Below are 13848 nucleotides of genomic sequence, written 5' to 3'. Positions count from 1 at the left end.
AGGAATCGAGGCGGACGCAGATGCACGCACCCGACAACGCGGTGGCGGTGATCGGAATGGCCCTCCGAGTGCCCGGAGCCGCCGACCCGGACACCTTCTGGGCCGACGTGGTCCGCGGGCACGTGGCACTGCCGGGTGTCCTGGCCGACGGCACCCTCGGCGTCGGCGGGATCGACCGCGTCGACCGGTTCGACGCGGAGCTGTTCGGCATGAGCCCGACCCAGGCCGCGGTGACCGACCCCCAGCAGCGGGTCGTCACCGAGGTCGCCTGGCAGGCGCTGGAGGACGCGGGCGTCGACACCGAGCGCGACCCGGGCCGGGTGGGGGTCTTCCTGGGCTGCGGCGACAGCGGCTACCGGCACCGCTATGTGGACGCCGACCCCACGCTGGTGCGGGCCGCGGGCCGCCAGCAGATCTCCCTCGGCAACGACAAGGACTACCTGGCGACCTCGCTCGCCTTCCGGCTGGGCCTCACCGGGCCGGCCCTCACCGTGCAGACCGCCTGCTCCACCTCGCTGGTCGCCGTCCACGTGGCCCTGCGCAGCCTGCTCACCTACGAGTGCGACCTCGCGATCGCGGGCGGGGTCACCGTCCAGTTGCCGCCGGGCGCGGGCTACACCTACCAGGAGGGCGACGTGCTCTCCCCCGACGGCCGCTGCCGGCCCTTCACCCGGGGCAGCCGGGGCACCGTGCCCGCCAGCGGTGCCGGGGTGGTGGTGCTGCGCCGGGCCGAGGAGGCCGGGCGCGGTGCCCGGGCGGTGCTGCTGGGCAGCGCGGTCAACAACGACGGCGCCGACCGGATGAGCCTCGTCGCGCCCAGTCCCCGCGGCCAGGCGGCGGTGCTGGAGGAGGCGCTGGCGGTGGCCGGGCGCAAACCGGCGGACATCGGCTTCATCGAGACGCACGGCACCGCGACGGAACTCGGCGACCAGGTCGAACTGGCGGCGCTGGCCCAGGCGTACGGCGACGCGGCGGAGCCGTGCGCGCTGGGCGCGGTGAAGGCCGGCATCGGGCACACGGACACCGCGGCGGGCGTGGTCGGTCTGATCAAGGCGGTGCTCGCCGTCCAGCACGGGGTGATCCCGCCGGTCCCCGCACAGCCCGGGGACGGCCCGGACGCGCCGCTGGGCGCGGACCGCTTCCACCTGCCGCGCGAGGCGATGCCCTGGCCCGCCGGGCGCACCCGGTACGCGGCGGTCAGCTCCTTCGGGCTGGGCGGCACCAACGCCCATGTGATCCTCGCCGAACCGGCGGTCGCCGCCGGGCCGCCGAAGCCGCCCGCGAGCCCGCCCGGGCGCGGACTCGCGGTGCTCTCCGCCGCGAGCCCGCAGGCGCTGGAGCGCACCGCGGCCGGCCTCGCCGCCGCGGTGCGCGGGGGCACCCGGCCCGTCGGCGACGTCCTCGGCACGCTCTGGCACGGCCGGCGGCGGCTGCCGTACCGCTGGGCCTGCCCGGTCGAGGCGGCGGACGAGGCGTCGGCGCGCGCCGCGCTCGCGGACGCGCTGGAGTCGGCGTCGGCCCGGACGAAGGCGGTGCCGGAGCCGACGGTGGCCGTGCTCCTGCCCGGCCAGGGGGTGGCGCTGGCCGGTACCGGGCGCGGACTGCTCGCGGCCGACGCGGACTTCGCCCGGGAGTGGGCGGGCACCCGGGCTCTCGTCCGCGCGTGCGGCGGGCCGGACCTGGAGGGCTGCTGGACCTGGCCGGACGACGATCCGCGCTGGCTGCGCACCGATGTCGTCCAGCCGCTGCTGTTCAGCGTGGAGCTCGCGCTGCTGCACGGGCTGCGGCGGCACGGTGTCACCCCGTCGGTCCTGCTCGGCCACAGCGTCGGGGAACTGGTCGCCGCCACCTGGGCGGGCGTGTTCTCCGAGGCGGACGGGGCGCGGGCGGTGGTCGAACGCGGCCGGCTGATGAGCCGGGCGCCGGCCGGTGTGATGGCCGCCGTGCTGACCGGGGAGAACACGGCGCGGGAGCTGGCGGCGGGGCTGCCGGTGGACGTCTGCGCGGTGAACGCGCCCGACACCGTGGTCCTCGGCGGGGCGGCGGAGCACCTGGCCGAGGTGGAACGCCGCTGCGCCGCCGCGGGGGTGCGGGTGCGCCGGCTGGCCACCGCGCACGCCTTCCACTCCCGGTTCATGGCCGAGGCCGCCGAGGCGTTCACCGACGTGGTGGGGACCCTCGCCCTGCACGCGCCGCGCGAGGTGGTGCTGTCCAACGTCACCGGGGCGCCGCTGGACGCGGCGCAGGCCACCGACCCGGCCTACTGGGGCCGTCAGCTGCGCGCCACCGTCCGCTTCGCCGAGGGGGTGGAGGTGCTGCTCGACGCGGCGCCGCACGTGGTGCTGGAGGCCGGTCCGGGGCGGACGTTCGCCTCGCAGCTGCGGCGCGCCATCCGGGGCGCGGAGCACCCTCCCGTCATCGCCGAACTCCTCGGCGACGGGCGGCGCGACGAGGCGACGGTGCACCTGGCCGCGCTCGGCGCCGCCTGGACGGCGGGCTGCGCGACCGACGACCTGGTCGCCCCGCCGGCCGCCCCGGCCCGGGTCCCGGGCTACGCGTTCGCCGACACCCGCCACTGGCCCGCCGCCGGCCCGGACGGCACGCCCGCGCGGGACGTGGCCGCGCCGGGTACGGCCTCGCCCGGTGTCCCCGAGGTCGTCGCGGCCCGCTCCGGGCAGGACGAGCCGGGCGCCGGGGACGCGTCCGAGGGCGCGCAGACGCGGTCCCTGCTGGCCGACCTGTGGCAGGAGTCGTTCGGCGGCCCGGCGATCCGCGCGCGGGACAACTTCTTCGAACTGGGCGGCACCTCGCTCCAGGCGGCGCAGCTGATCTCCGTCGTCAACGACCAGCTGCTGGTCGAGGTCCGCCTCCAGGACCTGTACGAGCACTCCACGTTCGGCGACTTCGCGGCGCGGGTGGAAGAGCTCCTCGACGAGCGCGACGACGCGGAACTGCTGGAGCTGCTGGCCGAGATCGAGGGTCAGGGCGAAGGGGAGGGACAGGCGTGAGCGACATCGGCGAACGGCTCGGACAGCTGACCCCCGAGCAGCGCACGGCCCTGCGGCTGCGGCTGCGCGAACGCGCCCGGCGGGCCCCGGCCGCCGACGGGCCGCCGGACGCGGTCCCGCCGGTCCGGCTCAGCCTGTACTTCTTCCCGCAGGCCCGCGCGCTCGCGGCCCCCGACTACTACGCGATGATGCTGCGGGCCTGCGAGTTCGCCGACGAGCGGGGGTTCCACGCCGCGTGGTTCCCCGAGCGGCACTTCGTGGACTTCGGCGGCTCGCACCCCAACCCCTCCGTCCTCGCCGCCGCGGTGGCGGCCGTGACCCGGCGGCTGCGGCTGCGGGCCGGCAGCGTCGCCGCGCCGCTGCACCACCCGGTCCGCGTCGCCGAGGAGTGGGCGGTGGTGGACAACATCTCCGGCGGCCGGGTGGGCGTCTCCTTCGCGAGCGGCTGGCACCCGGACGACTTCGTGCTGGCCCGGGAGCCGTACGACGAGCGCAAGAAGACGCTGATGCGCACCGTCGAACAGGTGCGGCGGCTGTGGGCGGGCGAGGAACTGTCCTTCCCCGGCACCGCGGGCGGCACGGCGCGGGTGCTCACCCAGCCGCGCCCGGTGCAGCCCGAGCTGCCGGTGTGGATCACCGCGGCCGGGCACCCGGAGACCTTCCGGGCCGCGGGCACCGCCGGGTACGGCGTGATGACCGCGCTGCTCGGCCAGACCCTGCCCCGGCTGCGGGAGAACGTGGCCCGGTACCGGGCCGCCTGGCGGGACGCCGGGCACGCCGGCCGCGGTGACGTCGTGGTGATGACCCACGCGCACGTCAGCGAGGAGCCCGACGTGGAGGACAGGCTGCGGCCCGCGCTGCACGACTACCTGTCCTCCTACCGGGCGCAGACCGGCGGCGGCGACGAACCCGTCCTGCTGGAGGCCGCCTTCCAGGACTACCTGGCGGGGCCCTCGCTCTTGGGCACGCCGGCCAAGGCCGCCCGGGTGCTGGCCCGGCTCGCCGAGGCGGGCGCCGACGAGGTGGGCTGCCTCGTCGACTTCGGGCTGCCGGCCGGGGACGTGCTGGCCGGCCTGCCCCGGCTGGCCGAGCTGCTGCCGGCCGGCCCGTCCACCACCACTGCCGACGCCGACAGGAGCCAGTGACCGTGACTCGACCGCGCACCGTCGCCGACCGGCTGGCCCGGCTGACGCCCGAGCAGCGGGCGGCCCTCCAGCGCCGACTGCGGCACGGGGAGGAGGGCCCGGCCGCCGAGCCGGAACTCACCCGGCGCTCCGGCGACCGCTCCGTCTCCCCGCTGGGTCTGGACCAGGAGCGCATCTGGATCCTCGACCAGCTCGATCCCGGCCGGCACACGTACAACATCAGCACCGGGCTGCGGTTCAAGGGCGCCTTCGACGAGGAGGCGTTCCGGGCGGCCGTCACCGCGCTGGTGCGCCGCCACGAACTGCTGCGCTCCCGGGTGGAGGTCCGCGACGGCCTGCCGGTGCTGCGGGTGAGCGAGGAGTTCGCGACGCCGGTCGAGTTCTTCGACCTGCGGGCCGAACCGGACGCCGTCGAGGAGACCGTGCGGGCGCTGGTGCGACGGCCGTTCGACCTCGCCGCCGGGGGGCTGCTGCGGGTGGTCGTGGTGCGCGGCGCGGACGACGAGTACCAGGTGATCGAGACGATGCACCACTCGGTGACCGACCAGTGGTCGTTCGTCCGCCTCAACCGCGAACTCCTGGAGCACTACCGCGCGGCCCGCGAGAACCGTCCCGCGCGGGTTCCCGAACTCCCCGTGCAGTACGGCGACTTCGCCGTCTGGCAGCGGCGGTTCTTCACCGGTGAACGCCGCCGGGCGCACCGCGACTTCTGGCGCGCCCACCTGGCGGGCGTGCCGGCGCATCTGCCGCTGCCCTACGACGCGCCCCCCGAGGGCCGCGGGCACGAGGGCAAGCACCACTACTTCCGGCTCGACGACGGGCTCAGCGCCGCCTTCCTCGCGATGTGCCGCGCCCGGCGGCTGACCCTGTCCGACGCGCTGCTGGCCGTCTACGTGGGCCTGCTGCACGAGGAGACCGGGTCGCGGGACATCGTCGTCGGCCTGCCGAGCGCGACCCGCGGCCGGCCCGAGACCCACGACCTGATCGGGTTCCTGCTGACCAACGTCCCGCTGCGCGCCAGGCTGCCCGCCGACCCGACGCCGCAGCAGATCCTGCACGCGGTGCGGCAGGCCTCGGCCGCCGTCGCCGACCACCGCGAGGTGCCCTTCAGCGAGATCGTCGACGCGGTGTCGCCCGAGCGGAGCCTCGACCGGTACCCCCTGCTCCAGACCATGCACCTCGTGCTGGACTTCGACGACACCGTGGTCCGGGTGCCCGACGCCGAGGTGCACGGCGTCGAGGTCGAGGACGGCGTGTCGCCGATGGACATCACGGTCGGCTGGTGGCGGGCGGGTGACCGGATGTACGGGCGGTTCGAGTACCGCACCGAGCTGTTCACCGACGCCACCGTCGACCGGCTCGTGGGGCGTCTCCTGGAACTGGTGCGGGTCTTCGTGGAGCGGCCGGACGAACCGCTGCGCGCCCGCGCCGCGGCCCCCGCTCCCGCCCCGGCGCGGACGGCCGCGGCGGCGCCCGCGGCGCCCGCCCCGGTGGACCCCGGCGAGCTGCGCCGGATCGCCGCGGTCTGGCGGGAGGTGCTGGGCACCGAGCCCGGCCCGGACGACAACTTCTTCGAGTGCGGCGGTACGTCCCTGACCGCGATCCGGCTGGCCCACGCGCTGCGCCGGGCCGGGTTCGCCCTCACCGCCCGGCAGCTGTTCCGCGCCCCCACCATGCGCGGCCAACTGGCCCTGGTCCGGCCGGAGTCGGACACCTTCCAGGGCAGTACCGCGGCGGCGGAGGGCACGGTCGGCCCCGAGCAGGAGGACCTGCTGGAGGGCGGCCTGCCGCACCCGGAGCTGTGGGCGCACAGCCTGGTGCTCACCGCCGCCCGGCCGCTGGACCCCGAGTGGCTGGCCGTGGTCGTCAAACGGGTGGCGGCCGCCCATCCCGGGCTGTGCTCGGCGTTCCGGCGCACGGACACCGGCTGGCACGTGGACGCCACGGACCGCCGGCTGTGGCGCGTCGAGGCGCCGGGCGCCGATCCGGCCCGGGTGGCGGACGCCCACCGCGCCGCCTTCGACCTGCGCGAGGGACCGCTGTTCGCGGCCTCCCTGATCCCCGGCGAGCCCGACCGGATCGTACTGACCGCGCACCACCTGGTCGTGGACGGCCTGTCCTGGCAGATCCTGGTGGACGACCTCGAACGGGCCTACCACGGCGCCCGGCCGGCCCCCGAGGCGCGGCACCCGTCGGTGTACGCGGCCGCCTGGCGCGACCACGATGTGCGCGGGCAACGCGAGTACTGGCGGGACCAGTTGGCGGGCGCCGCCCCGCTGGGCTGCCGCACCGGCGGCCCGGACCGGATCGGCGGCGAGACGGCGTACCGCGTGCGTGCGGCGCTGCCGCCGGGCGCCGACACCACGGACCGGCCGGCCGTGGCCCTGACGGCGGTCGCCCGAGCCACCCGGCCCTGGTTCGGCGGCCGGGACGTCGTCCTCGATCTCATCGCCCCCGGGCGGGAGTTGCCGCTCGCGGACGGCTGGGACCCGGCCCGTGCCGTGGGCTTCCACGCCACCAGCCACCCGCTCCGCCTGCCCTTCGCCGACGACCCCGCCCGCCACCTGCGGCAGGTCGGCCGCGCCCTGGACGCCGTACCGGACGGCGGCAAGGGCTACCAGGCGCTGCGCTGGTCCGCCGATCCCGAGGTGCGCCGCGAGGCCGCCGACTGGGGACGGGCCGAGCTGTCCTTCAACTACCTGGGTACGCTGCTCGCGGGCGCGGAGAACGGGCGGTTGTTCACCGTCGGCGAGCAGATCGGGCCATCGGGGAACGACGACGCCACGCGCTACCACGCCGTCGCCGTCCTCTTCGAAACCGACGGCGAGGAAGCGGTGTTCACCTGGAAGTTCGACCCGGACGCCGTCGACGGGGCGGCCGTGCGGGCCGCGGCGGCCGGCGCCGCCGAGGAGTTCACCCGGCTGACCCGACGGCGCGGCGCCCAACCGCCCTCGACGGCGGGCATGTCCCTGCACGAAGTGAACCGCATGCTCGCCGAACTGACCCGAGAGAAGAAGAGCCCCTCCGCATGACATCGACGACCACCCGTGACAGGCGCCCCCTCACCGCGCTGGTGACGGCGAACTACCTGTCCTGGATCGGCAACACCATGACCTTGGTCGCGGTGCCGCTCTACGTGCTGCAGATCTCGTCCAGCGCCACCGAGGCGGGCGCGGCGGGGTTCGCCAACGCGCTGCCCATGATCGTGGCCGGGCTCGCCGGGGGCGTGATCGCCGACCGGGTCGGCCCGAAGCGCACCAGTGTGGTCGCCGACCTGGCCGCCGGGGCGTGCATGGCCGCGGTGCCGCTGCTGCACGGCACCATCGGTCTGGCCCTGCCGGCCCTGATGGCGCTGCTGTTCCTGCGCACCCTCGCCGACGCGCCCGGCGCCGCGGCCCGGCTGGCGCTGCTGCCCCGGGTGACCGCCCGCGGGCAGGTGCGCTCGGAGACCGCCAACTCGCTGTTCGCCTCGGCCCAGCGGGTGGCGTTCGTGATCGGCCCGCCGCTCGCCGCGCTGATGGCGGGCCTGACCGGCCCGACCGCCGTGCTCTACGTGGACGCGGGCACGTTCCTCGCGTCGGCCCTGCTGATCATGGCGGTGCCGGGCGGAAAGCCCGCCCCGCGGGCCCGAAAGGCGGGGCCGGGCGACGCGGCGGAGCCCGCCGGGGCCCGTCCTGGCCTGCTGCGGGAGGTCACCGAGGGCGCGCGCTACATCCTTCGCACCCCGGTCCTCGCGGCCATCATCAGCGTGGTGGTGTGCACCAACTTCCTGGACGACGCGCTGACCCCGGTGGTGCTGCCGGTCTACAGCCGTGAACTGCTGGGCGGCGAGCGGGCGGTGGGGCTGCTGCTCGCGGCCAACGGCATCGGCGCGGTCGTCGGCTCGTTCGCCTACGCCCCGGCGAGCCGCAGGCTGCTGGCCAACCGGTGGGCCACCTTCGTGGGCTGCTTCGCGCTGATCTGCGCCGCCCGGCTGGCCATGGTCGCCGAGCCCGGGCTGTGGATCATGCTGGTGATCACCTTCGCCATCGGACTGGCCAGCGGACCGGTCAATCCCCTGGTCACCGGCGTGGTGGAGCGCTCCACCCCGCCGGAGGCGCTGGGCCGGGTCTGGGGCGCGGTGATGGCCATGGCCTTCGCCGCCGCGCCGGTCGGCATCTTCGCCACGGGCTGGCTCGCCCAGAACATCGGCCTGCGTCCCACCTTGGGACTGTTCGGCGGTCTGTACGTGCTGCTCATCTGCTACGTGGTCAGGAACCGCCCGCTGCGCGGCCTCGCCGCGCCCGACCCGGCGCGGACACCGGTCGCCGAGGACGCGGCGACGGCGGGCTGACGCCGGGCCCGAGCCGGGCGAAGCGGTTTCGCCACACGCGCAACGACCACCACCCGGCCCGGCCCGGCCCTAGCCTCCCTGCATGCAGTCACCGATCGTTTCCGTACAGGCCCAGCCGCGAGACGCCGCCTCCTGGACCGCGCTGGCCCGGCGCGCGGAGGCAGGGGGGTACGACGCGCTGCTCGCGGGCGACCACCCGGGCACCGCCGCCTCCCCGTTCGTGGCGCTGGCCGCCGCGGCGGCGGTCACCGAGCGGCTCGGCCTGGGCTCCTACGTCTCCCACGCGGGGGTCCGCGAGCCGCTGCTCCTGGCGTCGGACGTCGCGACCCTGGACCTCGTCTCCGGCGGACGCGCGCGCCTGGCCCTGGGCGCGGGCCACACCCCGGCCGAGTGGGAGATGCTGGGCGGGCAGCGGCCCGACGTGGCGGGGCGCGTCCGGCGCTTCCAGGCCGTGGCCGAGGCCTGCCGCGCGCTCCTCGCGGGCGAGACGGTCACGCTCGACGGCCCCGGCGCGCGGGCCCGCGAGGCCCGGCTCACCCGGCCGCGCCCGGTCCAGAGCGAGGTGCCGTTCACCTTCGGGGGCGGCAACACCGCGCTGCTGCGCTGGGCGGGGGCGCACGCGGACGTCGTGGGCCTGAGCGGGCTGGGCCGCACCCTGCCCGACGGCCACACGCACGAGGCGCGCTGGAAGGCCGAGGACATCGACCGCCAGATCGACCTGATCGAGCAGGGCGCCGCCGGCCGGTCCACCGCCCCGGCGCGCGAGGCCCTGGTCCAGATGGTGGAGGTCACCGACGACGCCGAGGCCGCGGCCCACCGCATCGCCGGGCAGCTGAACTGCTCCCCGGCCGACGTGCTCGGCTCGCCCTACGCGTGGGTCGGCACGGCCCGGGAGATCACCGCCGCGCTGGAGCGGCACCGGCGCCGCTGGGGGATCACCCGTTACGTCGTGCGCGAGTCGCACCTGGACGCGGTGGACCGCCTGCGCGCCCACTTCCCGGACGGCGGCGGCGCGGCTGTTACCGAACGCGGACAGAAGTCGATGAACAACCCGGGGTCCGGCGTCATCTGACGGGGTGCAAGAACACAGCAGGGGCGGCCGGCGGCCCGCACGAGCGGGCGGCCGGGGACCACGCCTCTCGACACTCCGTGGGGGATTTGGATCATGATCACTCGCCGTACCTTCCGCTCCGCCGGCCTGGTGGCCGTCGCCGCCGCGGCAGCCCTCTCGCTGGCCGCCTGCCAGAGCGGGGGCAAGGACGCCGCGTCCGGCCCGCAGCCGCAGGCCGCCGCCTCGGTCACCACCGGCGGCGGCTCCACGCCCATCGGCTCCGCGACCATCGCCGCGGGCAGGGCCACGGCCGGCGTACGGACCGGAGCGGACGCCGCGCACCGCGGCGGCGCACCGGCCGCTGCGGCCAAGACCGCGTCCCGGGCCCGCACCCAGACGCTGCCCGACGGCAGCACGGCCGAGATCCGCCGGCTCGGCGACCAGCACTACGTCGCCAGGATCGTGCACGGCGGTTCGGTGCTGGCCACGCTGGAGACGAACGGCTCGGACGCCGGGCTGGACGCCAACGACATGTTCATCGTGCTCACGCTGGGCGGCCAGTTGCACGCGTGGATGGGCGGCGGCCACCAGGGACCGGGCACCTTCGCACTCGCGGGCGGCTGGAGGGCCAAGGTCACGAAGACGGGCGAACTGCGCTGGCGCGCGCAGATCCTCGGCAACGACGGCGCGGTGGACGCCACGCTCCAGACGAACCAGCACGACGTCGGGCTCGACGCCAACGGCGTGTACATCGTGCTCAGCGCCGGCGGTGTGATCAGCGCCCACGCGTGAGCGGGGCACCCGGCCGGTGGGCGAGCGGTGCTCGGCCGGGCGCCGTGCCGTCAGCCGCGAGGTCCGCACGCGGCCCCGGCCCGCCCGCCCCGGCCGGCGCGGTCGCACCGGCACTCACCCGGACCGCGATGCCGGTGCGACCGCGGGTGTCCGCCGTGCGGCCGGTCTCAGAAGTCGTCCGCGCCGTTGCGGAGTTCGCTGGTCCAGTAGCCGGTGAGGGCCTTCGCGCCGTCGACGGCGATGCCCTCGCCGCCGGGCGCGTCGACGGCGATGACCGTCGGGTCGCCCTCCAGCGTCACCGAGAACGCCGACACCGGCTCGACGTCCTCCTCGCGCCCGCCGTCCGACAGCTTGACCAGGGCGTAGGCCGGTTCCCCGGCGGCGAGCACGACCGGCGCGGCCGGCTTGCTTTTGGCCACCGCCGGAGCGTCCTGCTTGTGGCTCTCCAGGAACTGGACGTGCGGGAAACCCGCCAGCCGGCAGGAGTGGCCGGAGGTGTTCCTCGCCGTGAGGACGATGTGGGTGTAGGGCGCCCCACCCTGGAGGGCGGCGGTGACCTTGACGTCCCGCGCGCCGCAGACCGGGCTGCCGGCGGAGGACTGCCGGCCGGTCGAACCGCCCGTGCCCGGGGAACCGGTGGAGCCCTTCGAGGCGTTCGAGGCGTTCGAGGCGTTCGAGCCCGCGGAGCCGTTCGATCCGGCCGAGCCCGCCGGGTCGGTCGTACCCGCCGGGCCGGGCGTGCCGGTGACGTTGCCGTCCGAGCCCTGCGCGGTCGCCGAGGCGGAGGCCGCGGGCGCCGACGCGGCGTCCCCGTCGCCCTGGCAGGCGGTGAGGGGCAGGACGAGGGCCGCGCCCGCGACGGCGAGCAGGACGGAGCGGTGACGGGACATGTTCATGGAGGGTTCCCCCAGGCCGTGGCTCGGTGCCGCCGGCCGGTGCCGTTCTGGTGGTGCTGCGCGGTTCCGGTGGCCCGGTGGCGGGTGGTCTGTACCGCTGCCGGGCCCGCACGTGGTCCGCCCGTGTCCGTCCGCCGGGGCCTTGTCGCCTCGGGTTCGCGGTGTCCGGGCGTCCCGCGCCTCGCCTCCAGTCGATCACTTCCGCTCCCCGCGGCCCAGGCGGTTCCCCCGGCGGAAGTACGGTCCGCCATACTTCTGCCGGGGGCTCGCATCCGCACGGGCCGGGTGATCGGGGGACGTCGACGGTGCAGGGCGGCACGCCTTCCGCGGAGGACTTCGGGCAGCGGCTGCGCCGGCTGCGGGCCCGCGCCGGGCTGAGCCAGGAGGCGCTCGCGCACGCGTCCGGGGTGAGCGTCAGGGCGCTGGCCGACATGGAGCGCGGGCGCACCCGGGGGCCCCAGCGCCGTACGGTCCGGATCCTGGCCGAGGCACTGGGGCTGGCCGAGGAGGAGGCGGCGGAGCTGGAGCGGGCCGCCGCGCTGGGCCGCCCGCGATCCCGGACGGCCGGCGCCCCGGCCGCCCCCGCCACGCTGGCCCTGCCGCGCGACATCCAGGACTTCACCGCCCGCGGCCCGGCCCTCGCCCGGCTGCTGGACCTGGCCCGGGACACCGGTCCGCACCGGCCGCGTGTCACCGTGGTCGCCGGACAGCCCGGCCTCGGCAAGACCGCGTTCGCGGTGCACGCCGCGCACCTGCTCGCCCCGCACTTCCCGGACGGGCGGTTCGCCCTGGACCTGCACGGCATGGATCCCGAGCCGACCACCCCCCGGGACGCGCTGGCCCGGCTGCTGCGCGCGGCGGGGGTCGCCGACGCGGCGATACCGGCCGGCACCGAGGACCGTGCGGGCCTGTGGCGGTCCGTGGCCGGCGAGCGGCGGCTGCTCCTGGTGCTGGACAACGCCGTCGACGAAGCCCAGGTCGGCCCGCTGCTGCCGGGCACCGGCCCGTCGCTGACCATCGTCACCAGCCGGCATTCCCTGGCGGGTCTGGAATCCGTCCACCGCACCGATCTGGCCCTGCTGCGGCGCGAGGAGGCGGTCGAACTCCTCACCCGGATCATCGGCCCGGAGCGCGTGCAGGCGGAGGCGCAGGCCGCGCGCGACCTCGCCGACCTGTGCGGACACCTGCCGCTGGCCGTGCGGATCGCCGGACAGCGGCTGCTGAGCCGCCCGCACGAACGCCTGGGCAAGCTCGTCGCCCGCCTCGCCGCCGAGGGCCGGCGGCTGGACGGTCTCCAGGCCGGAAGCCTGCGGGTGCGGGCCGCCTTCGCGCTGTCGTACCGCCAACTGGGCCCGGACGCCCGGGTGTTCCTGCGCCGGGCGGCGCTGGCCGCGGGCGCGGACCTCAGCCCGGAGACCGGCGCGCTCCTGGCCGGCCTGTCCTACGACGAGGCGGTGGGCTGCGCCGAGGAACTGACCGACGCCGGGCTGCTCCAGAGCGACGCCGTCGGCGAGCGGTACCGCTTCCACGACCTGCTCAGGCTCTACGCGGCCGAGCAGGTCGCGGCCGAGGACGGCCCCGAGGTCCGCGCCGCCGCGCTCGACCGGACCGCGCGCTGGATGCTGCGCCGGGCCACCGCCGCCGCGCTGTACTTCGACATCGAGCACGACCCGGCCGCCCCGCACGACGACCCGGACCCGGACAGCGCGCCCACCGGCCGGGACGAGGCGCGGGCCTGGCTGGAGGCCGAACGGGCCCAGTGGCTCGCCGCGCTGCGCCGGGCCCACGCCACCGGCCACCACCGGCAGGTGCTGGACACGGCGGAGGCGATGCACTGGTTCTCCGACCTCAACCAGCACTGGGAGCAGTGGGTGGAGGTGTTCCGGCTGTCCGCCGGCTCCGCCCGGGCGCTGGGCAGCAGGCGGGAGGAGGCGGCCCACCTCAACTACCTCGCCTGGGCCTACAACCTGTGCGTCGCCGATCCCCGCGCCGCGCTGCGGAGCGCCGACGCCGCGCTCGCCGCGGCCCGCGACTGCGGGGACCGGCTCCAGGAGGGCTGGGCGCTCGGCTACGGCGCGGGCGCCTTCCACCGGCTGGGCAGGGCGCAGGAGGCCCTGGCGCGGCTGGGCGAGGCGGCCCGCTGCCTGGCCTCGCAGGACTCCCCGCAGTCCCGGCTGGCCGAGCTGACGATCCTCAACTCCCTCGGCACGCTGCTGCGCGAGGCGGGCCGGGCGGCGGAGGCCCTGGACATCCACCGCCGCAGCGAGCGGATCTGCGCCGCGGGGATCCCGGGCCGGACGGACGGGGTGATCGCCCTGTACCACGCGGTGGCCCGGCAGCAGATCGGCAACGACCTGGCGGCCCTGGAACGCTGGCACGAGGCCGAGCCGTCGCTCCGTCAGGCCCTCGCGGCGTTCGAGGCCGCGCAGATGCCGGCCTGGTCCGAACCGGCCCGGCTCGACCTGGGCCGGGTGCTGGGCGCGACGGGGCACCCGGAGGCCCGGCAGACGCTGCTGGCCGCCCGCGACGCCCTGACCGCGCTGAAGAACCCCCGCCAGGCCGAGGCCGCCGCCGCCCTCGCCGCGCTCGACGAGGCCGCCACCGCCGGCTGAGGGCCGCCCGG

At 76.6% G+C, this 13848-nt stretch carries 8 protein-coding genes; 7 read left to right on the top strand and 1 reads right to left on the bottom strand.

The window, feature by feature from the left end; all coding sequences use genetic code 11:
* Positions 1 to 20 precede the first annotated feature (20 nt).
* The 6 genes from BLW85_RS32600 (at position 21) to BLW85_RS32575 (ending at position 10329) form a co-directional block, all read left to right on the top strand.
* Positions 21 to 3008, top strand: coding sequence for a type I polyketide synthase (locus BLW85_RS32600; RefSeq protein WP_074994670.1), 2988 nt, complete (start codon positions 21 to 23; stop codon positions 3006 to 3008).
* Entirely contained in the window at positions 3005 to 4153 is a 1149-nt protein-coding gene (locus BLW85_RS32595; protein WP_074994668.1) for a MupA/Atu3671 family FMN-dependent luciferase-like monooxygenase, read from the top strand. The genes BLW85_RS32600 and BLW85_RS32595 overlap by 4 nt, the downstream gene beginning before the upstream one ends.
* 2 nt (positions 4154 to 4155) lie before the next feature.
* Positions 4156 to 7185, top strand: coding sequence for a condensation domain-containing protein (locus BLW85_RS32590; RefSeq protein ID WP_143060479.1), 3030 nt, complete (start codon positions 4156 to 4158; stop codon positions 7183 to 7185).
* Entirely contained in the window at positions 7182 to 8486 is a 1305-nt protein-coding gene (locus BLW85_RS32585) for an MFS transporter (protein ID WP_074994663.1), read from the top strand. The genes BLW85_RS32590 and BLW85_RS32585 overlap by 4 nt, the downstream gene beginning before the upstream one ends.
* Positions 8487 to 8568: 82 nt before the next feature.
* Positions 8569 to 9558, top strand: coding sequence for an LLM class flavin-dependent oxidoreductase (locus BLW85_RS32580; protein ID WP_079172476.1), 990 nt, complete (start codon positions 8569 to 8571; stop codon positions 9556 to 9558).
* A 93-nt stretch (positions 9559 to 9651) separates the two neighbouring features.
* The gene (locus BLW85_RS32575) at positions 9652 to 10329 is read left to right on the top strand and encodes a hypothetical protein (RefSeq protein WP_070029655.1); all 678 of its coding nucleotides are present in this window, start codon (positions 9652 to 9654) and stop codon (positions 10327 to 10329) included.
* A gap of 167 nt (positions 10330 to 10496) precedes the next feature.
* Here the strand turns inward: BLW85_RS32575 and BLW85_RS32570 are convergent, their stop codons facing one another.
* Positions 10497 to 11225 (bottom strand): DUF4232 domain-containing protein, encoded by a 729-nt coding sequence (locus BLW85_RS32570; RefSeq protein WP_074994660.1) that lies wholly within the window; start codon positions 11223 to 11225, stop codon positions 10497 to 10499.
* 305 nt (positions 11226 to 11530) lie between these two features.
* Here BLW85_RS32570 and BLW85_RS32565 point away from each other — a divergent pair, with 305 nt between their 5' ends.
* Positions 11531 to 13837, top strand: coding sequence for a helix-turn-helix domain-containing protein (locus BLW85_RS32565; protein WP_074994657.1), 2307 nt, complete (start codon positions 11531 to 11533; stop codon positions 13835 to 13837).
* Positions 13838 to 13848: the final 11 nt, after the last annotated feature.

This window comes from Streptomyces misionensis (genome assembly GCF_900104815.1).
In the GTDB taxonomy this organism is placed as follows: Bacteria; Actinomycetota; Actinomycetes; order Streptomycetales; family Streptomycetaceae; genus Streptomyces; species Streptomyces misionensis.
The sequence above is the reverse complement of the archived record's forward strand: the minus strand, read 5'-3'. Positions and strand labels throughout refer to the sequence as shown.

Bases quoted from the DNA above. Each gene is read 5' to 3' on its own strand.
- BLW85_RS32600 (WP_074994670.1), top strand. From the start codon at position 21: ATGCACGCACCCGACAACGCGGTGGCGGTGATCGGAATGGCCCTCCGA.
- BLW85_RS32585 (WP_074994663.1), top strand. From the start codon at position 7,182: ATGACATCGACGACCACCCGTGACAGGCGCCCCCTCACCGCGCTGGTG.
- BLW85_RS32580 (WP_079172476.1), top strand. From the start codon at position 8,569: ATGCAGTCACCGATCGTTTCCGTACAGGCCCAGCCGCGAGACGCCGCC.
- BLW85_RS32575 (WP_070029655.1), top strand. From the start codon at position 9,652: ATGATCACTCGCCGTACCTTCCGCTCCGCCGGCCTGGTGGCCGTCGCC.
- BLW85_RS32570 (WP_074994660.1), bottom strand. From the start codon at position 11,225: ATGAACATGTCCCGTCACCGCTCCGTCCTGCTCGCCGTCGCGGGCGCG.